We start from the raw sequence: 24,809 nt of genomic DNA on the forward strand, positions 1-24,809 counted from the left end.
TCCTGGTTACGGTTCTTTTGTTTCCGAAAGATCAGTACAAAGGCGTGGAAACAAAAATAAGTTGTTCATGCACAATAGTTAATAAAAATACAAATAATTAAAAACATATTTACATACTGGGGATTAGGCCTTATATTAATAATTAATATTTTATTCACTTAATGTTTTAAAGGGGAGATGGAGTAGTGCGGGCAACATACAAAAAGAGAAATTGGCTTGTCATGACAATGGTTGTAATTATGGCACTAATGGTAAGCGCATGTGGACATCAGAAAGCACCAGCTGCGCAGGGGAATGCGCAAGCTGCAACGGATGCGAAGCCACTTGCAGGTAAACGGGTTGCATTAATTATGGAGTTTAATACAGGAACTTTCTCTCAGCAGTACACTCAAGGTGTAACGGAAGAAGTAGAGAAATTTGGTGGCACGCTAACTAAATTCGTTGCGGATAACGATAAGGCGAAGATGGCTTCGTTACTTGATTCAGCAATTACTCAGAAATTCGACCTAATCTTAACAGATCACGGCGATGCACTATTGGAGCCAGGGATTAATAAGGCCATTGCACAGAATATTCCGGTTGTCGTTTTTGATGCTGATGTTAACGTAGCAGGCGCGACAGTTCTATCGCAAGATGATCAGAAAATGGCTGAACTTACGTTAGAACAAATGAAGAAGGATATGGGTGCTAAAGGTAACATTGTTAAGGTGTGGGTAGCAGGTTTTGCTCCGATGGAGCGTCGTCAAATTTCCTATCAAAAATTTTTGAAAGATAATCCAGATATTAAGGAAGTTGCTGCATTTGGAACCGCACAGAATCCAGCATTATCCACACAGACTCAAATGGAAGCGATTCTAAAGCAATATCCAAAAGGTCAAATTTCAGCGGTATGGACTGCATGGGATGAATTCGCCAAAGGAGCTGCTCGGGCTATTCAACAAGCTGGACGTACAGAAATTAAAGTGTATGGAATTGACATGAGTGATGAGGATTTGCAAATGATCCAAGATCCAGCCAATCCTTGGGTAGCATCGGCTGCTGTTGATCCGAAGGACATTGGCCGAGTACAAGTAAGATATGGTTATCAGAAGCTTCATGGAGATAAACCGGATGATCATGTTGTTCTTAATCCAGTATATGTATCCAGAGATGAGCTTCCAAAAGAGCAAATTTCTACGGATCAGCTGTCTCAATATGTAAAAGGCTGGGGTGAAAGCGAACAGGGTCTTCAAGATTGGATGAAGGATTACACGAAGTAATGATGGGGTAGTCATGTTCAATTAGAATGTCTTAGGGTCAAATTCTAGCTGGGGGTCGCATCAGATGCGACCCTCTTTACTCGCAAGGGGAGGAAGCGGAGAAATGTCATCATCTTTTAGGCTGGAAATGAAGTCTATTACTAAACAGTTTGCCGGGATTCCAGCTTTGCAGGGTGTGGATTTCTCTGTAAATGGAGGTCAGATCCATGCTCTTCTCGGCGCAAATGGAGCTGGAAAAAGCACGCTGATGAAGATACTATCAGGTGCCTATTATCCAGATGAGGGCGAGATTCTAGCTCAAGGTAAATTGCTGGAACTTACGTCACCAGCTGCCTCCAAGCAAGGTGGTATTCACTGTGTTTATCAAGAGGTTGACTCGGCGCTTGTTCCGCAACTAAACGTGGTGGAGAATGTGATGCTCGATAGCTTATCTGCGAAAAATTCAAGGATATGGTTAAACCCTACCCGCATGGAAGAAAAAGTAAAATCTATTCTGAATCGGCTTAATGTAAACATTGATATTCAGTCTAAAGTGAGTGACCTGAGCCTCGCTGAGAAGCAAATGGTACTCATTGCACGTACGTTAGCACAGGATGCAAAAGTCATCATTTTTGATGAGCCAACGGCTCCTCTTAGCGAGAGTGAAAGTCGTTCTTTCTTCCGTATCCTGCATGGACTTCGCGATTCCGGCGTCGCATGTATTTTCATAACGCATCGGCTGCCGGAGGTATTGGAGCATTGTGACTGTGTTACAGTGATGCGAGATGGTAGAAAAGTCCACACTGGAGATACCCGAGAAACAAATGCAGAGCAGCTAATCGAACAGATGCTAGGCAAAACGTTTGAAGAAGAGTTTCCGAAGGTGGATGCTGAGATTGGTGAAGTGATTTTCGAAGCTTCTAATATCCGTAGAGGCCATCAATTACGCGGTGTAGATATCAAAGTTAGAAGTGGGGAAATTGTCGCCGTTGTTGGTCTTGTTGGAGCGGGAAAGACCGAACTTGCCCGTATTCTAAGTGGCGCCGATCGAATGGATTCGGGTGCAATATCGATGAAGGGGAAGTCTTTGAAACTTAAACAACCCGCAGATGCAGTGGCAGCTGGGATTGTATTGGTTCCAGAGGAACGGCGTAAACAAGGTATTTTCATACAGGATTCCGTTGAGCATAATTTGAGCTTGCCAGTGCTGGATTTAGTTAGCCGGATGGGATTTGTAGCAGCAAGAAGAGAGAAGGAGCGCGCAAATCGTTTGGTAGATGCACTTGGTATTAAAGCAGCTTCAGGCAAACAAGCTCTTCAATATTTAAGTGGTGGTAACCAACAGAAGGTAGCTATTGGCAAATGGCTTGAGAGCAGCAGTGACGTATTCATTTTTGATGAACCTACCAAAGGGGTAGACATTGGTGCAAAAAGTGATATTTTTCGTATTATCGGAGATTTAGCTGCTCAGGGCAAAGGTATACTATATTTCACTTGCGAACTAGCTGAGGGCTTAGGCATTGGTGACCGTATTGCAGTAATGAGCGATGGTCAAATTACGAAAGAATTTAAGCGTGGAGAAGCCGATCAGGCGCAGCTCCTTTATTATGCCAGCGGCGGCACGGAGGTTACAACTTATGAAGGATAAAGCATTGCATTTTGCATTTAGATATGGAGCTATCATTGTAATTATAGGTGTCATCACGTTTTTCTCGGTTCGTCTTCCATACTTTTTTTCTCTGAATAATTTTGCTGACATTTTAGGATCAATCACGATCGTTACGTTTGTAGCTATAGGTGTGACACTTTCATTAATTGTCGATGGATTTGATTTATCTGTTGGTTCAACCGTTTCGCTAACCACAATAGGTGCTGCCTCACTGATGATTTGGTACGAGCAGCCGCTATATATCGTGATTTTGGTTCCTTTGATTATTGGGGCAGTCATTGGACTTCTTAATGCATTTTTGATCGTGAAATTACGAATTCCTGACTTACTTGCCACGCTCGCGATGATGTATATCGTAGGCGGGATCCATAAGACGTACACGCAGGGATATAACATTTATAATCACATGGCATTTCAGGACGGAACAAAAGCACCTGGTGAAATGACTAAATCCTTCTTGCAACTTGGACAAGGAAAATGGCTTGGGATTCCGATTTCTGTGATCTTGCTACTGATTGCTGTTGCTGTTGTTCATATATTTCTCACACGGACCAAATATGGTCGTCAAATGTATGTTACAGGTGGCAATGTAGAGGCTGCTCGATTGTCTGGAATCAAGGTGAATAAGGTAAGAACGCTTGCTTATGTTGCTTCTGGCGTATTTGCGGCTATTGGTGGAATTCTATTTGCTTCTCGTGTCGGTTCGGGTCAAATTGATGCAGGTTCTCCGTTATTAATGGAATCGGTAGCTGCAGTTTTCGTTGGATTTTCCGTTTTTGGAGCGGGGAAACCGAATGTAATTGGCACGTTTATTGGCTCTGTTTTAATCGGGGTACTTGTGAATGGATTGACGATGATGAATTTGCAGTATTTTACACATGATATTGTAAAAGGTACGGTATTAGTGTTAGCATTAGCTGTTACTTTTTACGTTTTAAACCGTTCTAAGACCTAAACCTCTTGTAATTATACTTTGGCTGTATTACTATAAGTTTGTTCCGCGCCTCGCGGTTGATTCACATCAACTTGGCGATTCTATCTGTAAATCTAACAGATGAACGTATAATTAGCGGCAAAACGGAAAGAGTGTTTAATAATCTACTCATTCACTGGGAGGTGAAAACAAAATGAACAAATCTGAATTGATTTCCCAAGTAGCTGAATCGACTGAATTGTCCAAAAAGGATGCAACGAAAGCAGTTGACTCTGTATTCGAAGCAATCGCTCAAGCACTACAAAGCGGTGATAAAGTCCAGCTAGTTGGTTTCGGAAACTTTGAAGTGCGCGAACGTTCTGCACGCAAAGGCCGTAATCCACAAACAGGTGAAGAAATCGAAATTCCTTCGAGCAAGATCCCGGCATTCAAACCAGGTAAAGCTCTTAAAGACGGAATTAAATAAGATTTCTACATATTCCATAAGCACCAAAAAAAGACCGTGACGTTTGTTCACGGCCTTTTCTATTCTAACGATCTTTTTTTTTGCGTTTCTCGCGACTCTGTAGAATCCTGCTCTGACATGTTGGAATCTTGTTGTTCTGAATAAGCAATAAGAATAACGGGATTGCCTGTGGATTGGCTGAGTCGTTCTTCATATTCACGGACCATCGTTAGTTGATCCTCTTGAAGTTCCGCTGGTTCGTAACTCATTTTATAAATCACTCCTTTGTCTGTACTTAGACTTTAGTATGGCCCAAGGGTTCTAAATTCATATAAGGTATAGCTTCCAGCAGAAAGGATAAAACCGACATGGAAATGACAAATAACAATGATTATATCGTGATCAAGGCTAAAGAAAACGGTGTTCAGGTGTTCGGGCTTACACGTGGTCAGGATACGAAGTTCCACCATACGGAAAAATTGGATAAAGGTGAAATACTGGTTGTTCAGTTCACAGACCACACATCTGCTATGAAAATCCGAGGTAAGGCTCAAGTACAGACGAAGCACGGAATCGTAGATACGGATAATTAAAAAGCAGGCATAGCCTGCTTTTTTTAATTGTACAATGAGGTATGGAGCATTTCCTGAAGGACACACTAAGGGTACCTTATTTCGAAGGAGGACTGTACGATGAAACGATTCATCTTTCCTAGCGTTACGATGCTCGTTACACTCGGGGCGGCAATGCTGCTGCCGCAGTTCTATGTTGTCCATACCTCTGCTGCTCAGCAGCAAAGCGTTGTGTCCACATTCAACCCATATTCCCAATTGATGTTGAGTAATGATAATATCGTCGATTCCCTTGCCAATCTTCCACTGACATTGCAGATTGGAAGTGTGGAATGGGAGAATTCGATTCTAACCATAGATCTGAAAGTAATAACCCCTGAGACAACGATTCCTGAAATTTATAATAACTTAGCTGAGTTTGTTAATTTCTGTTTCCAAAGAACGAGCAATGTTGATCAACTCATGTTGAGACTTGTTGCAGAAGATAAGTGGCTTGGTACTAAACATTTGCTGCTGGCAGCTAATATACACCGCGAAGATTGGAGTGCAGATCTAAATCAACAACTTGATAATACCGGTGAAGAATCACTCTCTGAAATAGTGAAGCAGCGTTTTCATGTGACGGAAACAAAACTTTGGCGGAATCAATTCACTCAGCCATAAAACGGTTAAAATATACGGTATCAACTCGTGCGTAGGGAAATAACATGTGATATAATAAATAATATTGTGAACAAAAGTTCTTGGTAAACTTAAACAAATATTGAGACACAGACAAAAGTGAGAACGTTATAGGCTCGGAGGCTGACGATGAAACCGTACCGTATACCCCAATTAGCAGACAAATATGTCAATTATGACATGATCCAAAATCACACGCAGCTACCTTCATTTCCAGATGCTCGTGTCCAGTTATTATACATTTTTCTTAATCAGGGAAGCCGCTCCCCTCAATTAAATAGCGAGTTGTTTTCACTCGTTACAGCTCTAGTCCAAATTGGTATTGATACGCATGATACGATTGATACCGTTCAGGGCAAGCAAGGTGAAGGGTTAATGCGATCCCGTCAATTAAAGGTACTTGCAGGCGATTATTTCAGTAGCCGATTTTACCAGCTCTTGTCCCAGCAGGGTGAGATTGAAGTGGTCTCTGGACTTAGCAAAGCCATTTGCGACGTTAATGTCATGAAAATGGACTTGTATGCCAAGATGAAGAGCCAGTCACTGTCAGCAGAAGAATATTTGCGACAAACGGTGCAGCTGAATATGCAGCTGTTTCTTTCATTTACACCCATGTTGGAAGAGGCGTTAGTTACATCTTGGGAGAAACTACTGCACGACTTCTGTGAATGTGAAGCTGTGGTTCGTGAGATGAGTCGCAGTACAGACACAGAAACGTATGTATATAGCTTTTCTTACTGGCACATCTTGGATGTTGCTTCTGAAGAAGATAAGAGAGCTCTACGTGATAACAAAGTAGACATCAAAGAATGGAAGAAGCTATTGCTGAAATATAAGGCAAGCGAACAACTAGCAGAACAATTGCGGAAATCTATAAGTAGTGTTCAGGGGATTATCAAGGAACTCAAAGCGGATGGCAGATTCCGTGAGATCGGACAAGTTCTTGAGCCTTTTCTTCATCAACAGCATGCTTCTAGTTCTGCAGTAGGAGAGGGGTAGAGAGATCCGAATGAATACCAACACAACGGAGCAGAAGGCGCCAACGAAAGATCAGTATGATCATGTGCAAGATGTTTTTCAGAGTATTGCTCCCAAATACGATGTGATGAATGACATTTTGAGCTTTCGTAGGCACAAGGCTTGGCGTAAATTTGCAATGAAACGTATGAACATGAACGTGGGCGATACAGGTATCGATTTATGTTGTGGTACATGCGATTGGACACTAAGTATGGCAGAGGCAAGTCAAACAGGTGCAATGGTAGGACTTGATTTCAGTTCTAACATGCTTCAGGTGGGGCGAACAAAAATTGAAGCTAAGCATAAGGAGAAGCAGATTACGCTTGTACAAGGAGATGCAATGAGCCTTCCTTTCGAGGATAATAGCTTTGATTATGCGACAATTGGCTTCGGATTACGAAATGTACCTGATCTTGTACAAGTACTGCAAGAAATGAAAAGGGTAGTAAAGCCAGGTGGAATGGTTGTATGTCTGGAACTTTCCAAGCCGACATGGCAACCTTTTAAAGGACTTTATTATTTTTATTTTAAGAATATCTTACCTAACCTTGGTAAATTATTCGCTAAGCGTTATGAGCAGTATAAATGGTTGCCAGATTCGCTTGCTCTCTTTCCTGGAAGAGATGAGCTTGCAGAAGTGTTTCGTTCCATTCAACTGCAACATGTCGAGGCCTTTCCCCTAACTGGTGGTATTGCGGCATTACATATTGGGATCAAGGAGAATCAGAATGTTTAAGAAAATTGGCATCTTTCTTGAGATGATCAAGATAGAACATACATTATTTGCTTTACCTTTCGCTTTTATGGGAGCAATCCTAGGATCCGTTGTGGGTAACGGACATTTACCCACTTGGGCACAAATTGGCTGGATATTGATGGCGATGTTTGGAGCACGTAGTGCGGCTTTCGGTTTGAATCGGATGATTGATCAGGTTATTGATAAGAAGAATCCGCGTACAGCAGGTCGAGCCATTCCGGCAGGACTACTCAAGAATATGGAAGTTATTTTGTTCACAATCATTTCATTCCTATTGTTATTCTGGGCTGCCTTTGAACTGTCGCCACTTGCAGTTAAATTATTACCGGTTGCTGTATTTATGCTCGTCATTTATTCGTATACTAAAAGATTTACTTGGCTGTGTCATCTTGTTCTTGGGCTTACAATAGGACTTGCGCCTTTGGGTGGTTGGGTAGCTGTAACCAATGATATTAACTGGATTGCTCTTGTATTTTACATAGCCATATCATTTTGGACAGCTGGTTTTGATATTATTTATGCCATTCAAGACATGGATTTTGATAAAAAAGAAGGATTATACTCGATTCCTTCCCGTTTTGGTATGAATGCTTCTTTACAAATCGCTCGTTATTTTCACGTTGTGACCGCTATTGGATTTGTTATTCTGTTCTTTGCAACTCAGCTAAGCTGGTGGTATTTAGCAGGTATGATCATATCCTATGCTATTTTGTTCTATGAGCATTACATCTTGTCACCTAAAGATATGAGCAAGCTACAGACATCGTTCTTTACCATGAACAGCGTCCTAAGTATGGTATTGTTCGTCTTTACTTTAATAGATTTGGTGGTGCAGTTCTATTGATACAACCAGCGGACAAGAAGCTGAACTGGATTGTAGGAATCACCGGTGCCAGTGGATCCGTGTATGGAGTTCGGCTTATTGAGGTTCTATTGCAAAAGGGCTTCAATGTACATGTGGTTGTCTCCAATGCAGGCTGGCGTGTCCTTCATGAAGAGTTAGGCTGGAATATCACACGTCGTGAACAGGCTCTAAGTGAAAAATTTTCTGATACAGCAGGGTCCTTAATTTATCATCCTGTAGCAGACATAGGTGCCACAATTGCCAGTGGTTCTTTTCAAGTCGAAGGAATGGTCATCGCACCTTGCTCTATGGGAACGCTATCGGGCGTCGCTCATGGCTCCTCAGATAATTTGATGACAAGAGCCGCAGACGTTATGTTGAAGGAAGGTAGGCCGCTGGTGCTGGTGCCACGTGAAACGCCACTTCATGCCATCCATCTTGAGAATATGCTGAAACTGGCGAGACTTGGTGTGAAGATTATTCCGGCCATGCCAGCTTTTTATTTTCATCCACAGCGAATTGAGGATTTGATTGATTTTCAGGTGGGTAAACTATTAGATAGTTTACGAATTGATCATGAACTCTTCACCCGGTGGCAAGGCGGAGCTGCGGCAGCTGTGAAACTACAGCCAGATCTATAAACAATGAGTGACTATGTAATGCTTCACCAGATTATGATATCCTTAAAATAAGAAAAGAACAGCAGGGGGAAAACACCAACTCTTTTTCGCTATGATCATGAGACGGATTTCATAAAGCATGAAATGAACATGGCAGTGGAGTGAGAATATACGGATACGGGTGAAAGAATGAAGAGATTAGACATTTTCGGATTGTTAAAAAAAGATATGGCACATATTGAGCAGGAATTGTTCCGCAGTATTGAAGGAGACCATGAGCTGCTTAATGAGACGTCGATGCACTTACTCAAAGCCGGTGGTAAACGCCTGCGTCCTGTTTTCGTTTTGATGGGTGGAAAGTTTGGACATTATGATCTAGAAAAGCTTAAACATGTAGCAGTTCCGCTCGAACTAATACATATGGCTTCGCTTGTTCACGATGACGTTATTGATGATGCGGATACTCGCCGTGGACAATTAACGGTTAAATCTCGCTGGGATAATCGGATTGCCATGTACACAGGGGATTATATCTATGCCCGTGCGCTGCAGCTTGCTACAGAGCTTCCGAATCCGCAGATTCATCAAATTTTATCCAAAGCCATGGTCGAAATGTCCATTGGCGAAATGGAACAAATACGAGACTTTTTCAATATTGAACAAAGTGTACGCAGATATTTGCTACGGATTCGCCGCAAAACAGCACTACTGATTGCTATCAGTTGTCAGCTCGGTGCTGTGGCAGCGGAGGCAGATCGTAAAGTGGGTCAGCTTCTTTATCGGTACGGCTATAATGTCGGTATGGCATTTCAGATTCAGGATGACCTTCTGGATCTTTGTGGTACAGAGAAGCAGATTGGTAAGCCACCTGGAAGTGATATGCGTCAAGGTAATATAACCTTGCCTGTTATTTATGCGCTGCAGGATGAGAAGGTACGTGTGCCGTTGATTCAGGAGATCAAGCGAATTCACGAACTAAATGGAGAATGCGATGTGTCGGCAGCTGTTAATATGATTAAAGCTAGCCGAGGGATCTCACAAGCGGAAAACCTTGGTTCACGTTATATCCAAAAAGCGCTTTATGCCCTGAATGAACTGCCAGATAACCGTACAAAGAAGAATTTAAAAGATATCGCTCATTTTGTTACTAAACGGTCTTATTAACTCAGAGGGAGTGAATTTACGTGGAAAGAACTTTTATAATGATAAAGCCTGATGGAGTACAGCGTGGACTCATTGGTAAAATTATCACACGTCTTGAAGACAAAGGGTTCACAATGGTAGCTGGCAAACTGCTTCAAGTGACTGATGAACAGGCGCAGAGGCACTATGCAGAGCATGAAGGTAAAGTTTTCTATGATAATCTAGTTCGATTTATCACGTCGAGTCCTGTATTTGCTATGGTTTGGGAAGGAGATGACGTTATCGCCCTTTCACGGATACTAATGGGTAAAACGGAAGTTAAAGATGCACAGCCCGGAACGATTCGAGGCGATTATGCTTCTCACACCCCACATAATTTAATCCATGGTTCGGATTCACCGGAGAGCAGTGCTCGTGAAATTGCTAATTATTTTGACGAGTCCGAGCTAGTGAATTACGAAAAAAGTATTACGCCGTGGATGTAAGGTACTTGCCGTCCAATCCCTCTGAGCAGCCGCTAAGCAAGCCAGCAGCTGATCTTGATCCTGATTATTTGGGGTTCATTAGCAATATTAAGCAGAACACGGGGATTGATTTGGCGGAATATAAAGAAGCACAGATGAAGAGGCGCCTAACGACGCTTCGTACGAAGAATGGCTATGATAGCTTTACTTCTTTTTATCATGCCATGATGAAGGATAAAAATTTATTTCATGAATTTCTAGATCGAATGACGATAAATGTTTCTGAATTTTGGCGTAATCCTAACCGGTGGGAAGTTCTACGAGATATTATACTGCCTGAGTTAATCGATGGAGGTAGACGGCGTCTGAACGTATGGAGTGCGGCGTGTTCTACGGGGGAAGAACCATATACGTTAGCATGATTTTGGATGGTAAAGGTATTCTTGGGGATACAACCTTGACGGCAACGGACATAGACGATGGAGCTATAGCCAAAGCCAAGCAAGGTATTTACCTTGAGCGTTCGCTTAAGGATGTACCGCCAGAGGTAGCCGCACGTTATTTTACAAAGGATGGCCAGACCTACATATGTAGTGAACGTCTCAAAAAAAGCGTTCAATTCAAGAAGCAAAACTTACTGCTTGATAAGTTTGATCAGGGTCATGATCTGGTTGTTTGCCGGAATGTGATGATTTATTTTACAGAAGAAGCTAAGCACAAACTTTATCATAAATTCGCCGCTAGTCTGCGTCCCGGTGGCTATCTTTTCGTCGGGAGTACAGAGCAGATTTTCTCACCAGGCCAATATGGACTGGAGTCGACGGAGACCTTTTTCTACCGAAAAATAAACGCATAGATCTCTATCCAGGTATATTAATCTTTCCACTTTGCGATACTATAACTAATTCGTTACAGCCAACAAGTGGAGGTCCTACTTACAATGGATAAGAGAAAGGTCATTGCTGCTTATCAACGCGGAATGATTACGATCCAAGAATGTGGTCAAATTTTAGGTATTGAAAATGTTCAGTTGAGTCTCTTGATACATGATTCATTAGAGAGTCAAAAAAATGAGGAATTTAAAAAAGAACCTGTAAAAGGGTAACTTTATAGCCCTTCTAACTAAGCGCCGTCCACTATTATTAGAGGACTGGCGCTTTTTGGTGAGGTCATGCCATTCTTGTCAAAGTCGGGGAGCTATACTATAATGAGCAAAGATATCTTCGGATTTTAGCCAATTACAGTTTAACAGTTTAAAGGGGGAACGTAATAATGAGTATACGTTATTTGACTGCAGGGGAAACGCACGGACCCCAGCTAACGACAATTATTGAAGGTTTGCCAAGCAACTTGACGCTTGACTTTGATGCTATTAATTTTCAGCTTCAACGGCGCCAGAAGGGCCATGGCCGTGGACGACGCATGTTGATTGAGAAAGATACAGCCCGTATCGTTGGGGGTGTACGGCATGGGTATACGACGGGAGCACCCGTAGCTATTGTTGTAGAGAACAAAGATTGGGCTAGTTGGAGTAGTATTATGAATGTTGAACCGATCGAAGGATCGGATGAAGAGAAGCGTAGAGTACATCGGCCCCGTCCGGGACATGCCGATTTGAATGGCGGTCTGAAGTATAACTTGAAGGATTTGCGTAATGTACTTGAACGTTCAAGCGCAAGAGAAACGGCAGTACGTGTTGCTTGTGGCTCGATTGCTCGCCAACTGCTTGAATCCTTTGGCGTGAAGATTGGTGGTCAGGTCATCCGCATTGGTGATATTGAAGCTCCTGCTAATCAATTATCGGTCGATGAACTTATCGAGCGGACAGAAGCGTCGACAGTTCGGGTTGTAGATCCTGAAACGGAACAGAAGATGGAGGCATACATTGATCAGATCAAGAAGGAAGGCGATTCAATCGGAGGCATTGTCGAATGTGTCGTTGAAGGACTTCCTGTAGGTCTAGGTAGCTATGTTCAGTATGATCGTAAGCTTGATGCTCGAATTGCCCAAGCTGTAATGTCTATTAATGCATTTAAGGGTGTAGAGATTGGTATCGGTTTTGAAGCTGGAATATTACGGGGTTCTGAGGTGCATGATGAAATTATGCACGAAGACGGCCGTGGTTACTACCGTGCAAGCAACCGCTTAGGTGGTTTTGAAGGCGGAATGACTAACGGAATGCCTGTTGTTGTTCGTGGAGTTATGAAACCAATTCCGACATTATATAAGCCTCTACAAAGTGTGGATATTGATACGAAGGAACCTTTTACAGCTCAGGTTGAGCGTTCAGATGCCTGCGCAGTGCCAGCTGCTAGTGTCGTTATGGAGCATGTCGTTGCTTGGGAAATCGCTAAGGCCTTTCTTGAGAAATTCGGTGGAGACTCCATGGAAGAAGTAAGAGCAAACTACGATAATTACTTATCCCAGTTGGAGAACTATTGATCATGAGAACCGTACAGGTAGAGCTGGGAGAACGATCGTACCCTATTTATATAGATTCTGGTCTACTGGGTCAGGCAGGTACATACCTCGAGCAGCATGGATTGACGAAGAAAAGTCCACTTCTGATTGTAACGGATGACCATGTTGCTCCACACTATTTAGGGAAACTTGAAGCACAGCTTCAGGATCATGGTTATACCACAGTTAGTGCAATTGTCAAATCAGGAGAAGCTTCTAAATCTTTATCCGTATTTGAAGATGTCATGACCGTCGCTATTAAAGGCGGTCTTGACCGCAGCTCAGCTGTGCTTGCCCTCGGTGGAGGCGTGGTTGGAGATTTAGCTGGTTTTGTGGCTGCTTCCTATATGCGCGGAATCAAATTCGTGCAAATCCCGACGACGATTCTGGCTCATGACAGCAGTGTAGGCGGGAAAGTTGCAATAAACCACCCACTTGCTAAAAATATGATCGGTGCTTTTCATCAGCCTGAATTTGTATTATATGATCTAGAGACATTGCAGAGTTTACCTCCGCGTGATGTATCCGCAGGACTCTCAGAAATGATTAAACATGGACTCATTCAAGATGCAGACTTTGCTAAGTGGTGTAAGGAACATGCACAGCAGTTGTTAGCCCTTGACGCAGAAACGTTAGGGTATGGGCTAGAACGAGGTTGTTCGATTAAAGCTCATGTTGTTTCTCAGGACGAACGTGAAGGCGGACTAAGAGCGATTCTGAACTTGGGACATACGATTGGTCATGCTATTGAAGCAGTTGCTGGATATGGGGAATTTCTGCATGGGGAAGCGATTTCCGTCGGAATGGCGGGATCTGCATTATTAGCAGTTAAAATGGGCCGAGATGCTTCTGTATATGAGGAAACGATGGCTTTACTACAGGCATTTCATTTGCCTACTACGCTTCCTGCATATTTAAATGTTGATGAAATTATGGCCGCTATGATGCATGATAAGAAATTTAAAGAAGGTTTTATGGTTTTTATCATTCCTGACGCCATTGGTGCAGTTAGTATCGTGAGCGATATTCCTGAACAAGATGTACGTGATGTTTTGGAACAGCTTAGAGACGGAGGGGAAGCAATTGTATAATCGCGGAATACGTGGAGCAACTACAGTAACTCAAAACGATGAACAGGAAATTTTACAGGAAACCATTGTATTAATTCGTGAAATTGTTGCTCGTAATGAAATTGAGCCTGAAGATATTTGTAGTGTGTGGATTACAATGACACATGATTTAGATGCAACCTTTCCAGCCAGAGCTATCCGCCAGATTGATGGATGGGATCTTGTTCCATTGATGTGCGCTGTAGAAGTACCGGTGAAGGGGAGTCTGATGAAATGTATTCGCCTTATGGTTCAGGTAAATACGACGAAGAATCAGAATGAAATCAAGCATGTGTACCTGAACGAAGCGAAGAAACTGCGACCAGATCTTGCATCTTCGTAATCTGTAAAATTTTTTCACCTCAGAATAGTTGTCAGGACTAGTTGAGTGCTGTATAGTGAGAATTAGTTGAGTAGAGTTTAGTTTAGATGAGTTGAGTATAGTCGAGCAGAGTCCATAGCAATTTGGTAATTCGGATAGCAGGTGCGTTCCTGACCGGATCATTTGTATTCTTTATTTAAGCCTACCCTGAGTCTGTTGAACAGACTTTGGATCTTGATGAGGAATGATGAATAATCCCCTAAGCAGGCTACGTCACGGTCCGGACTCTTTCCATATACTACAATCACGAACCTCTACTAATTAGTAGAGGTTTTTTTGTTTGCCATTATAAAATATTTGTAAGTTATTTGGAGGAGGAATACCCAATGTTGAGTCCCAGTGTTGAACAAGTCATAACATTATCCAGTGAATATAATCTCATCCCCGTCGTAAAACGTCTGCTTGCAGATATGGAGACACCCATTCGGATTTTCCAGCGGTTTGCTGAGAGAGATCGTGCTTTTTTATTGGAGAGTGTAGAAGGTGGAAGCCAGTGGGCACGGTATTCTTTTATTGGAACTGATCCCTTCATGATGATTTCCGGAAAAAAGGGTGAAATGACGCTTGAACGCTCAGGCATTAAAGAAGACATGACTGGAAAGCCAGTAGAAGAGTTAAAGGCGCTTCTTCGTTCATATCGCAGCCCTATGATGGATGAAATGCCACCTTTCACAGGGGGTGCCATCGGTTTCTTCGGATACGATTTGCTTCAGTACTATGAGAAACTACCATCCCATCAGTTGGATGATTTAAATATGGATGATATTCGCTTCATGTTTTGCGATACAATTATTGTTTTTGATCATGTGAAGCAGCAGATATTGCTTGTAGGCAACGTACATGTAAAAGATGGAGATCGTGATCGAGACATTCGTCAAAGCTATGCACAAGTGAATAGTCGTCTTGAAGAAATAGCATCTCAGCTACATGAGCAGGGACCGCGTGAGAACGTTAACGGGCGGAGTATCCCGGTTGACGTTGAACTTGGTGATATTAAGTCCAATATGACCAAAGAACAGTATATGGATAATGTGGTCCAGGCTCAGGAGTACATTCGTTCAGGTGATATTTTTCAAGTGGTATTGTCCCAACGTTTTCATATTGAAACTGAAGTTTCGCCACTACATGTATACCGTGTTCTACGTACGCTTAACCCTTCTCCCTATATGTATTATTTAAAAATGGATGAAGAAATCATAGTAGGAACATCACCGGAGGCGCTCGTTAAAGTTGACGGCAAAAGGGTAGAAACACGCCCTATCGCTGGAACAAGACCGCGTGGAGCAACCGAATCTGAAGATAGATTGCTCGCAGAAGAGTTGCTTTCGGATGAGAAGGAGAGAGCAGAGCATCTAATGTTAGTTGATTTAGGCAGAAATGACCTGGGCCGTGTATCTGAATTCGGTTCGGTCAAATGCGATACCTTTATGGAAGTGGAGAAATACTCACATGTCATGCATATGGTTTCGAATGTATCGGGGACGCTGCGCAAGGATAAAGATTTCTTCGATGCTTTCCTTTCTTGTCTTCCAGCGGGTACAGTCTCGGGAGCACCTAAACTAAGAGCGATGGAAATTATCGCGGAACTGGAGCGGGAAGCACGCGGAGCTTATGCTGGAGCCATCGGCTATCTCGGATTTAATTCAAATATGGATTCCTGCATTACCATCCGCACTATTATTTTCCGTAAAGGAAAAGCCTATGTTCAGGCAGGTGCTGGTATTGTATGGGATTCAATTCCGGAGAAGGAATACGAAGAAACGGTAAATAAGGCTAAGGCACTGTTGAAGTCGATTCGGACAGCTGAAGCCATGTTTCCGCCAGTAATTCATGATACGGAAGTAACAAATCAAGATTATTTCTTTGAATATACGCCTTAACCAACAAATTGAAGGAGGAGAGCCGAATATGAGAGCAGATCAACCGATTCAATCGATTATATCAAATTTGATTAGTGGGGAGCATCTAACACGTGAAGTTGCGCGTGAAACGATGCAAGCCATTATGCAGGGAGAGGTAAGTCCTGCACAGATTGGTGCATTGCTGACAGCACTTCGCATCAAAGGGGAAACAGTATCCGAAATAACCGGGTTTGCAGAAGCAATGAGAAGTGCTGGTAGCCACGTACTTACTGATAATGCAAGGCTGTTAGATACTTGTGGTACAGGTGGATCAGGGATTCATAAATTTAATATCTCTACCGTATCCGCCATTATTTCATCCTCTGTATCTGTTCGCGTTGCTAAACATGGAAATCGTTCTGCATCTGGACGCGCTGGAAGTGCGGATGTACTTGAAGCACTTGGCGTTAATATACATTTGAGTAGTGAACAAGCTAAGCAGTGTCTCGATGAAATTGGAATTTGCTTCTTATTCGCGCAAATTTATCACCCTTCGATGAAATATGCAGCAGCTCCGAGGAAAGAGCTGGGAGTGAGAACGGTATTTAATATGTTAGGTCCATTGACCAATCCTGCTGGAGCGGATCGCCAATTACTTGGCATCTATGATCGAGACAAGACAGAAACCATTGCACAAGTGTTAAACGAACTTGGATCTAAGCGAGCGTTAGTTGTTAATAGTCACGATGGACTTGACGAAATAAGCATTTCAGCGCCTACGCAAATTTCTGAGCTTCGACATGGAGAAGTCAGAACGTATGATATTCATCCGCATGATCTTGGTCTGGATATTCATCCGCTTGAGTCCGTTCTAGGTGGGGACGCTGCACAGAATGCGTCTATTATTGAGTCGGTTCTACAGGGTGAGCGTAGTTCTTATCGAGATGTTGTATTGGCGAATGCTGGAGCCTGCATTTACGTATCAGGACTCGCTAACAGCATAGCAGATGGTGTACAATCGGCTGCAATGGCAATCGACAATGGTAACGCGTATAGCAAGCTACAACAACTGATTCAGCGGACAGGAGAGCTAAACTATGTATCTTGAACAAATTGTAGAAACGAAGCGGGAAGAGGTAGCTAATCTATTAGAACGTCTTTCACTTGAAGAAGCAGAACGTAAAGTTGCGGAAATGCCCTCTACACTGGGCTTTGCAAGAGCATTATCAAAAGGTGAACGTAACCGTGGCATGGGTTTAATTGCTGAGGTGAAGAAGGCATCACCATCCAAGGGTTTAATCCGATCCGACTTCAATCCCGTAGAAATAGCAATGAGCTATGAAAGCGCTGGGGCTGATTGTCTATCGGTTCTTACGGATATGAAGTATTTTCAAGGAAGCGCAGCTTACTTACAGGAAGTACGTGCTGCCGTGAACATACCACTTCTTCGTAAAGATTTTATTATCGATGAACGTCAAATTTGGGAAGCACGCCTTCTAGGAGCGGATGCTGTACTACTGATCGCGGCTATACTTAAACCACAGCAGGTACGTGATTATGTGAAGATCGCGGCGTCGATTGGACTTGATTCGCTAATTGAGGTTCATAGTCAGCAAGAACTCGAAGCTATATTGAATCTGGATATAGGTGAGGGTGAGGGGACGTTAATCGGCATTAACAATCGAAATTTGCATACATTTGAAACTTCACTTGAGACGACCTTTGAACTAGTAAAACTGATTCCTCCTGCTTTTACCGTAATAAGTGAGAGCGGAATATCTTCCAAAGATGACATGGTGTATCTACAACAATCTGGAGCACATGGAGTACTTATTGGTGAGTATTTTATGCGACAAAAGGACATTTCACTTGCGGTAAATGATCTTATGGAAATGACTCGTATTTCAGGAGAAGAGAAGTAATATGCACGATATTAAGAGAGGAACAAAGGTAAAAATTTGTGGACTTCAGGACGTTGAAGTGCTAAAATCAATGATACACTTACCCGTGAATGATATCGGATTTGTATTTGCAAATAGCCGTCGTCAAATTAGCCCAGTGAAAGCATCGGAGCTTCTAGGACAGCTTCAAGAGTGGGATGGGATCGAAAAGCCACGCAGTGTAGGTGTTTTCGTTAATCCAGATTTGGAGCAGTTAGAGACAGTAATGTCTGTTGCTCAACTAGATGTAATTCAGCTTCATGGGCAAGAGTCACCAGCTTTTTGTAAGGCAGTCAAGGAGCGATTTCAAACGTCTATTTACAAAGTGATGTCTGTTAGAACAGATTGCGCACAAGATGAGCAATCTATGAATCTTGAAGATTATGCAGATGTTATTGACTCGTTGCTTCTAGATACGCATGATCCACAGTACGGTGGTGGGTCAGGAACTACATTTGCATGGGATCGTATTCCCTTTTATCGTGAATGGACCGCGCGGCATGGTATAGAACTTATTGTGGCTGGTGGCTTACATGCTGACAATGTGGAGCAATTAATTAAGGATTATAAACCGGATGGCGTTGATATATCGAGCGGCGTAGAAACTGATGGTGTGAAAGATATAGATAAAATCGTAGCTTTTGTAGAAAGGGTGAAGCAAGCATGACTCAACTACCAGATCAGAATGGACGTTTTGGCGTATTTGGAGGTCGATTTGTACCGGAGACTCTGATGAACGCTTTAATTCATCTTGAGGAATCTTATCAACATTTTTCCGAAGATGAAACTTTTCAGCAAGAAATAGATTATTTACTTAAACAGTATTCAGGACGTGAAACACCTTTATATTATGCAGAGCGATTGAGCAATCATCTAGGCGACGCTAAAATTTACTTAAAGCGCGAGGATCTGAACCATACGGGAGCTCATAAAATCAACAACGCAATTGCACAGGGTGTTCTCGCAAAGAGAATGGGCAAGAAGAAAGTTATAGCTGAGACAGGAGCAGGCCAGCATGGAGTGGCTACCGCAACCGTTGCTGCCTTACTCGGTATGGAATGTAAAGTCTTTATGGGTGAAGAGGATACAAAGCGTCAAGCATTGAACGTATTCCGCATGCAGCTTCTCGGTGCTGAAGTCATCCCTGTATTGTCAGGTTCGCGAACGTTGAAAGATGCAGGCAATGAGGCACTGCGTTATTGGGTTAGTAACGTGGAAGATACCTTTTATATTCTTGGTTCCGCAGTTGGACCTCACCCTTACCCAATGATGGTGCGCAACTTCCAGCGTATCATTGGTGACGAGACTCGCCGACAGATTCTGGAGGCAGAGGGACGTTTGCCTGATCATGTCATTGCAGCTATTGGTGGTGGAAGTAATGCGATCGGAATGTTCTACCCTTTTATTGAGGACAAGGATGTTGCATTAATTGGTGTTGAAGCTGCTGGCAAAGGTGTTGAGACGGCGTTTCATGCTGCTACAATGAGTAAAGGTACACAAGGAGTATTTCAGGGTTCCATGAGTCTCTTGCTTCAAGATGTGCATGGTCAAGTGCAAGAGGCACATTCAATTTCAGCAGGACTCGATTATCCGGGGGTAGGCCCAGAGCATGCTTATTTAAATGACATCAGTCGGGCTCAATACGTTCCTGTTACAGATCAGGAGGCGCTTGATGCGTTAAAGTTACTTTGTCGTACTGAGGGGATTATACCTGCCCTTGAATCGGCACATGCACTTGCTCATGTCATCAAAATGGCACCAAAGCTCACCAAAGAAGATCTTGTCGTGATCTGTCTATCTGGACGTGGTGATAAGGATGTAGAATCCATCATGACGTACACAGGAGGGAAGAAGCTATGAATCTGATGGATCAGACATTTACTAGATTGAAAAGCAACGATCAAACGGCTCTTATTCCTTTCTTAACGATAGGTGATCCGGATATAGAAACTACAGTTGATATTATTGTGGAGCTTGAAGCAGCTGGTGCTGATATCGTTGAGCTTGGTGTTCCATACTCCGATCCGCTTGCAGATGGTCCAGTTATTCAACGAGCATCGCAGCGCGCTCTTAAACACAAAGTGAATATACGTACCTGTATGGAAACAGCAGTTAAGGCAAGATCAGCAGGCGTAAAGCTGCCTTTTATTCTATTTACGTACTATAATCCTGTTCTGCAATTCGGACTCGATCAATTCTTCGCTGAATTAAATGCACATGAAATCAGTGGCTTGATTATACCTGATTTGCCTATTGAAGAGTCTGCTGATATTTACCGCATGGCCGAAACGGCAGGCATTCACCTCGTGCCGTTAGTGGCACCTACGTCTGATGAACGCATTGCTTCGATCGCGTCTAGTGCTAAGGGCTTTGTATACTGTGTTTCCTCTTTGGGCGTCACTGGAGAGCGTGCAAGCTTCTTTGAAGGTATCGAAGATTTTATTCAAAAGGTTAAGACCTATACCGACCTCCCTGTTGCGATTGGCTTTGGGATATCAAGTGGAGAACAAGCGGCAAGATTTGCTCGCATTTGTGATGGTGTTGTTGTGGGTAGTGCAATAGTACGTCAAATTGAAGAGACTATTCCCTTGCTACAGGATGCAGAACGCCGGCAGGAGGGTCTCTTGCAAATTCGGAATTTTGTGTCACAATTTAAATCAGAATAAATAATTTTGAAAGGGAGGGATCTCATGAAACCGAAATCCCATATTGTTGATCTACCTGTATATTTACCGGGCAAACCAATTGAAGATGTGAAGCGGGAGCTCGGATTAAAGGAAGTAATCAAGCTCGCTTCTAATGAAAATCCTTTTGGAGCATCACCTCTTGTCAAAGAAGCGATTATCAAAGAAATTGATAATATTAGCCTATATCCAGATGGTGGCGCGGTCGAGCTAACAAAGGATCTTGCACAATATTTAGGTGTGCAACCGAACCAAATTATTTTTGGTTGTGGTTCAGACGAAATTATCGCCTTGATTACTCGCGCATTTTTCGTGACGGGCGATGAGACGATTATGGCAGACACGACGTTCTCCGTGTACAAGAGTAATGCGGATATTGAAGGAGCTGTAACCATAGAAGTTCCGTTAAAAGAAGGCAAGCATGATCTTGAAGCTATGTTATCGAGTGTATCCGAGCGGACTAAAGTCATATGGGTTTGTAATCCTAACAACCCTACAGGAACGATTGTTAGCAAGGATGAATTGATTGCTTTCTTGGATCAAGTTCCTGCTGAAGTGATGGTCGTACTGGATGAAGCATACTTTGAGTATGTTACGGATCATACTTATCCTGATAGCACAAAATTGTTGTCTAAATATGCTAACCTAGTAGTGCTTCGCACGTTCTCCAAAATCTATGGACTAGCATCATTACGGATTGGTTACGGAGTAGGTCAACCTGAAGTCATTAAACTGATTAATCAAGTACGCGAACCATTTAATACTTCACGTGTAGCTCAAGCGGCTGCAAAGGTTGCATTAGCTGATCAAGCATATGTAGAAAGTTGTCGTAAATCGAATGCAGAAGGTATTATTCAGTTGCAAGCTGAGTTTGACCGTCTGGGTCTGACTTACTTCCCAGCACATGGTAATTTCATTATGGTGAAGGTGAATAGACCTGGAGCAGAGGTATTCGAAGCTCTACTTCGCAAAGGTGTGATCATCCGTACGGGTCAAGCCAAATACCCAGAATATATTCGTGTGACCGTCGGATCACAGGACCAAAATAAAGCATTTATTCATGCACTAGAGCAGGTTCTTAGTGAAGAAAAGACTCCAGTGCAATAATGCAAACAATGAAGTGAGGTAACATGACTACAAAAATTGCTATTTTCGGCGTAGGACTTATTGGCGGGTCACTAGCGCTTTGTTTTAAAGGTAAGCCTGATATAACCGTGGTGGGCCATGCCCACCGCGCTAGTTCCGCGGATAAATATATAAGTCGTGGCGTGGTTGATTCCGCGACATTATCTTTGGAGGAAGCGGCACTTGATGCCGACTTTATTTTTTTATGTGTTCCCGTGGGTATGTTGGAGGATTATCTATCTCGGTTAAGCCAACTTCCTTTGAAAAAAGGGTGCATCATAACCGATGTGGGCAGCACCAAGGCGAGTATTTGTGCTGCGGCTGAATCGTACCACTTCCATGATGCATATTTCATTGGAGGGCATCCTATGGCCGGCTCTGAACGTTCTGGTGTTGAAGCTGCTTCGCCACTTCTATTTGAGAATGCGTACTATGTCTTAACACCGTCAGCAGCTGTTCCAGAACATGTATATGTTCAATTGGAACAGCTACTTACTTACACTCGTGCTCAAATTGTAAAGGTCGATGCAGAGCATCACGACGAGATCGTTGGAGCTATAAGTCACTTACCACATATTATTGCGGTGGCATTGGTTAATCAGGTGCGTGATTATAATGAATCAGATTCATTATACCGCAGGCTTGCTGCGGGTGGATTCCGCGACATTACAAGAATTGCATCCAGTGATCCCGTGATTTGGCGCGACATTCTATTAAATAACCGCCAAGTGATGCTGCGGATGCTAAAAGACTGGAATAAAGGGATTTCTGCTTTTGTACAAATGCTTGAAGAAGCTAATGGGGATGCCATAATGGAGGAATTCTCCAAAGCCAATGACTTCCGCAGTGAACTTCCTGAGCGTCGTAAAGGTATGATCACGCCTCTGCTGGATTTGTATATTGATGTACCGGATCATCCCGGTATTATCGGTAAAATTGCGACGGAGCTTGGGACGAACCATATTAACCTTAGTAACATGCAAATTATCGAAAGCCGCGAGGATGTGCCAGGAATTTTACGACTGTCTTTCCGAGAAGAAGAGGATCTGGAGAGAGCTAAACAACTGCTGCAAACACTCCATTATAATGTAACACAGTGATCATTTTTGAAACGCTTACAACGTTGATTTAAAAAGGATGTTGACAAAATGAAAACGTATACATATAATGAAAGTACAGTATGGTTTCTCTCCACTCCTATCCAAATACTTTCCTCCCCAGCGTGGGGGGAGCGGTCGCTAATATAGCGGCCTTTTTTTTATGTCTATAACAAATAGCCCACCGCCGAGGTCGGGTTATTTGTTTGCTCTATTAGAATAATGTATAATCTTCCAAAAGAGATTGATAGAATTTCACCTAAGATAGAATTGACACTGTTTATAAAACGAGTTGTTTCGCTATAGTTCTAGTCAAAGTGAGAAGGTATGCAGGGTTGAACTGACTAGCAAACGTTAATATGTTACAATGATTTAAGATAGTTTTATAGAAAACTTGGGAAATTTGCCAAATACATATTTTTAACGGATAAACGGTTTAATTGAAAAAGTGTTCTTTTTTTAAAAGAGACCGCAACTTTTTACATCCGATTCGGTACTAATGTACAACTGAATCGAACGGGTGCCGTTTTTGCACGGGCGAGGAGGTAACATGGAAATGACGGATTCTCAATTGATAAGGGACATCAAAGAGGGCAACACAGAGCTCTTTTCTGAATTAATGCGCCGTTATCAGAGGAAAATTTTGACATTTGTATATCATATGCTCAAAAGCTCTCATATGGAGCTGCTAGCAGAGGATCTGTGTTCTGAAACGTTTTATAAGGCATTCAGAGGTCTAAATTCGTTTCGAGAGGTGGATGCTTCTTTCTCCACCTGGTTATACACGATTGCACGAAATACGGTTCTAAGCGAGCTTAGGAAGCAGCGAACAGCTCATGTTCCTTTGGAGGAAAGCGGATACATCCCCCTTGCTTCTTCAGATATTGCACCAGAGCAAGCCATGCTACGTAACGAGAAAGTGGGCAAGGTGCGCGAGGCTATCAATAAACTTCCAGAGAAACAGCGTTCTGCTTTGATACTACGTGAGTACGATCAACTGGATTATCAGGAAATTGCCGATATATTGGGACAAAGCGTAAGCTCAGTCAAATCGCTATTATTCCGTGCACGCTCAAGTGTTAAAGTACAACTAGAACCTTATTTTTATGAACATATCTATGAACATTATGAAGGGATGAAAAGCAAATGAATTGCGACGAGGCTCAGGAACTGTTCGGGCTCGCGACGGATATGCCTTTGCATGATCTGAAACGACGTCTTTTTGAACAGCATATGGCCACTTGCAGGGATTGTGCGGCTGAATTCGAAGTATGGAAAGAAAGCCATCATCTAATTATAAAATTACAGGCAGAATTTACAGAATTTCAGGCTGAAGCAATTAATCGCAATGTCATGGATCGCATTTATCGCGAATCTCCATGGCTTATTCCTGACCAAGGACAGCCCTTTGCTGTTTCGGGATCAACCCGGAAACGCTTTTCTTTATGGATTGCCGGATTTGTGATGGTGTTTTTGTGCAGTTTTCTATATTTTACGATTTTCTATCAACATGAAGGTAATGAAACTGCTAGCTCTTCGATATCAACCGGTATTATACCTACGGGAATTGCTAACAGTTCTTCACTCATATCAGAACCGTATACTTATGATATGCCTTCACCGCATAATGGGGGCATTATGGACCCGCTTGTGATTAGCATGAGTCCTTCGCATCCGCAGTATTGGATGATATTATCTATACTTGGAGTAGGAATGGCGTTATTCTCTTTAAGCAGAGTTAGTAAGATTAGGCGATAGCATCAAATACATACAGCGAAGAGGGT

The 24,809-nt window shown here is 42.7% G+C and carries 27 protein-coding genes and 1 pseudogene; 27 read left to right on the forward strand and 1 reads right to left on the reverse strand.

Translation table 11 applies throughout. From position 1 onward, the window contains the following. Positions 1-221: 221 nt before the first annotated feature. The 4 genes from JCM16418_RS14200 to hbs all read left to right on the forward strand — a co-directional run bounded on the left by JCM16418_RS14200 (position 222) and on the right by hbs (position 4,307). Positions 222-1,259 (forward strand): sugar ABC transporter substrate-binding protein, encoded by a 1,038-nt coding sequence (locus JCM16418_RS14200; RefSeq protein ID WP_036650257.1) that lies wholly within the window; start codon positions 222-224, stop codon positions 1,257-1,259. Between the two features lie 103 nt (positions 1,260-1,362). Then, complete coding sequence (locus JCM16418_RS14205; RefSeq protein ID WP_036650072.1) at positions 1,363-2,886, forward strand: sugar ABC transporter ATP-binding protein; 1,524 nt, start codon at positions 1,363-1,365, stop codon at positions 2,884-2,886. Then, a complete protein-coding gene (locus JCM16418_RS14210; protein WP_036650074.1) occupies positions 2,876-3,862 on the forward strand; it encodes an ABC transporter permease in 987 nt (328 codons plus the stop codon). Before JCM16418_RS14205 ends, JCM16418_RS14210 begins: the two co-directional genes overlap by 11 nt. A 172-nt stretch (positions 3,863-4,034) precedes the next feature. Further along, positions 4,035-4,307: a non-specific DNA-binding protein Hbs gene (gene hbs, locus JCM16418_RS14215; RefSeq protein WP_036650076.1), complete on the forward strand. Its 273-nt coding sequence runs from the start codon at positions 4,035-4,037 to the stop codon at positions 4,305-4,307. Positions 4,308-4,366: 59 nt separating this feature from the next. Here hbs and JCM16418_RS14220 read toward each other — a convergent pair whose 3' ends face one another. Further along, on the reverse strand, positions 4,367-4,555 hold the full coding sequence (locus tag JCM16418_RS14220) for a hypothetical protein (protein WP_036650078.1): 189 nt from the start codon (positions 4,553-4,555) through the stop codon (positions 4,367-4,369). 105 nt (positions 4,556-4,660) lie between these two features. Here JCM16418_RS14220 and mtrB point away from each other — a divergent pair, with 105 nt between their 5' ends. The 23 genes and pseudogenes from mtrB (at position 4,661) to JCM16418_RS14330 (ending at position 24,783) form a co-directional block, all read left to right on the forward strand. Continuing rightward, a complete protein-coding gene (gene mtrB / locus JCM16418_RS14225) occupies positions 4,661-4,879 on the forward strand; it encodes a trp RNA-binding attenuation protein MtrB (RefSeq protein ID WP_373280721.1) in 219 nt (72 codons plus the stop codon). A gap of 99 nt (positions 4,880-4,978) precedes the next feature. Continuing rightward, positions 4,979-5,521: a hypothetical protein gene (locus JCM16418_RS14230; protein WP_036650083.1), complete on the forward strand. Its 543-nt coding sequence runs from the start codon at positions 4,979-4,981 to the stop codon at positions 5,519-5,521. Between the two features lie 147 nt (positions 5,522-5,668). Then, positions 5,669-6,538, forward strand: a complete 870-nt coding sequence (locus JCM16418_RS14235) for a heptaprenyl diphosphate synthase component 1 (protein WP_036650085.1) — start codon at positions 5,669-5,671, stop codon at positions 6,536-6,538. Between the two features lie 10 nt (positions 6,539-6,548). Beyond that, entirely contained in the window at positions 6,549-7,295 is a 747-nt protein-coding gene (locus JCM16418_RS14240) for a demethylmenaquinone methyltransferase (RefSeq protein ID WP_036650087.1), read from the forward strand. Then, positions 7,288-8,160, forward strand: coding sequence for a UbiA-like polyprenyltransferase (locus tag JCM16418_RS14245; RefSeq protein WP_036650089.1), 873 nt, complete (start codon positions 7,288-7,290; stop codon positions 8,158-8,160). Before JCM16418_RS14240 ends, JCM16418_RS14245 begins: the two co-directional genes overlap by 8 nt. Then, the gene (locus JCM16418_RS14250; protein WP_242403846.1) at positions 8,157-8,801 is read left to right on the forward strand and encodes a UbiX family flavin prenyltransferase; all 645 of its coding nucleotides are present in this window, start codon (positions 8,157-8,159) and stop codon (positions 8,799-8,801) included. The genes JCM16418_RS14245 and JCM16418_RS14250 overlap by 4 nt, the downstream gene beginning before the upstream one ends. A 168-nt stretch (positions 8,802-8,969) precedes the next feature. Continuing rightward, entirely contained in the window at positions 8,970-9,944 is a 975-nt protein-coding gene (locus tag JCM16418_RS14255) for a polyprenyl synthetase family protein (protein WP_036650092.1), read from the forward strand. Between the two features lie 20 nt (positions 9,945-9,964). Continuing rightward, a complete protein-coding gene (ndk, locus tag JCM16418_RS14260; protein WP_036650095.1) occupies positions 9,965-10,408 on the forward strand; it encodes a nucleoside-diphosphate kinase in 444 nt (147 codons plus the stop codon). A 5-nt stretch (positions 10,409-10,413) separates the two neighbouring features. After that, positions 10,414-11,243: pseudogene (locus JCM16418_RS14265) on the forward strand (CheR family methyltransferase). Between the two features lie 84 nt (positions 11,244-11,327). Continuing rightward, on the forward strand, positions 11,328-11,492 hold the full coding sequence (locus tag JCM16418_RS25310; protein ID WP_162832477.1) for a hypothetical protein: 165 nt from the start codon (positions 11,328-11,330) through the stop codon (positions 11,490-11,492). A gap of 167 nt (positions 11,493-11,659) precedes the next feature. Continuing rightward, on the forward strand, positions 11,660-12,829 hold the full coding sequence (aroC, locus tag JCM16418_RS14270; protein ID WP_036650098.1) for a chorismate synthase: 1,170 nt from the start codon (positions 11,660-11,662) through the stop codon (positions 12,827-12,829). A 2-nt stretch (positions 12,830-12,831) separates the two neighbouring features. Then, positions 12,832-13,938 (forward strand): 3-dehydroquinate synthase, encoded by a 1,107-nt coding sequence (aroB, locus tag JCM16418_RS14275; RefSeq protein ID WP_036650100.1) that lies wholly within the window; start codon positions 12,832-12,834, stop codon positions 13,936-13,938. Next, positions 13,931-14,299: a chorismate mutase gene (gene aroH / locus JCM16418_RS14280; RefSeq protein WP_036650102.1), complete on the forward strand. Its 369-nt coding sequence runs from the start codon at positions 13,931-13,933 to the stop codon at positions 14,297-14,299. The genes aroB and aroH overlap by 8 nt, the downstream gene beginning before the upstream one ends. A 365-nt stretch (positions 14,300-14,664) precedes the next feature. Continuing rightward, entirely contained in the window at positions 14,665-16,218 is a 1,554-nt protein-coding gene (gene trpE / locus JCM16418_RS14285; RefSeq protein ID WP_036650104.1) for an anthranilate synthase component I, read from the forward strand. A gap of 28 nt (positions 16,219-16,246) precedes the next feature. Beyond that, positions 16,247-17,287 (forward strand): anthranilate phosphoribosyltransferase, encoded by a 1,041-nt coding sequence (gene trpD / locus JCM16418_RS14290; RefSeq protein WP_036650106.1) that lies wholly within the window; start codon positions 16,247-16,249, stop codon positions 17,285-17,287. After that, the gene (trpC, locus tag JCM16418_RS14295) at positions 17,277-18,101 is read left to right on the forward strand and encodes an indole-3-glycerol phosphate synthase TrpC (RefSeq protein ID WP_036650109.1); all 825 of its coding nucleotides are present in this window, start codon (positions 17,277-17,279) and stop codon (positions 18,099-18,101) included. The genes trpD and trpC overlap by 11 nt, the downstream gene beginning before the upstream one ends. Before the next feature lies 1 nt (position 18,102). Then, positions 18,103-18,786, forward strand: coding sequence for a phosphoribosylanthranilate isomerase (locus tag JCM16418_RS14300; RefSeq protein WP_036650111.1), 684 nt, complete (start codon positions 18,103-18,105; stop codon positions 18,784-18,786). Continuing rightward, positions 18,783-19,979, forward strand: coding sequence for a tryptophan synthase subunit beta (gene trpB, locus JCM16418_RS14305; RefSeq protein ID WP_036650114.1), 1,197 nt, complete (start codon positions 18,783-18,785; stop codon positions 19,977-19,979). The genes JCM16418_RS14300 and trpB overlap by 4 nt, the downstream gene beginning before the upstream one ends. Continuing rightward, positions 19,976-20,785 (forward strand): tryptophan synthase subunit alpha, encoded by an 810-nt coding sequence (trpA, locus tag JCM16418_RS14310; protein WP_036650117.1) that lies wholly within the window; start codon positions 19,976-19,978, stop codon positions 20,783-20,785. The genes trpB and trpA overlap by 4 nt, the downstream gene beginning before the upstream one ends. Before the next feature lie 24 nt (positions 20,786-20,809). Continuing rightward, positions 20,810-21,910: a histidinol-phosphate transaminase gene (hisC, locus tag JCM16418_RS14315; RefSeq protein ID WP_036650120.1), complete on the forward strand. Its 1,101-nt coding sequence runs from the start codon at positions 20,810-20,812 to the stop codon at positions 21,908-21,910. 23 nt (positions 21,911-21,933) lie between these two features. Next, positions 21,934-23,028, forward strand: coding sequence for a prephenate dehydrogenase (locus JCM16418_RS14320; RefSeq protein WP_036650122.1), 1,095 nt, complete (start codon positions 21,934-21,936; stop codon positions 23,026-23,028). A gap of 553 nt (positions 23,029-23,581) precedes the next feature. Continuing rightward, positions 23,582-24,175 carry an RNA polymerase sigma factor gene (locus tag JCM16418_RS14325; RefSeq protein ID WP_036650124.1) on the forward strand — a complete coding sequence of 198 codons (594 nt, stop codon included), beginning with the start codon at positions 23,582-23,584 and terminating at the stop codon, positions 24,173-24,175. Next, complete coding sequence (locus JCM16418_RS14330; RefSeq protein ID WP_036650127.1) at positions 24,172-24,783, forward strand: anti-sigma factor family protein; 612 nt, start codon at positions 24,172-24,174, stop codon at positions 24,781-24,783. Before JCM16418_RS14325 ends, JCM16418_RS14330 begins: the two co-directional genes overlap by 4 nt. Positions 24,784-24,809: the final 26 nt, after the last annotated feature.

The organism is Paenibacillus pini JCM 16418, from assembly GCF_000576305.1.
In the GTDB taxonomy this organism is placed as follows: domain Bacteria; phylum Bacillota; class Bacilli; order Paenibacillales; family Paenibacillaceae; genus Paenibacillus_AQ; species Paenibacillus_AQ pini.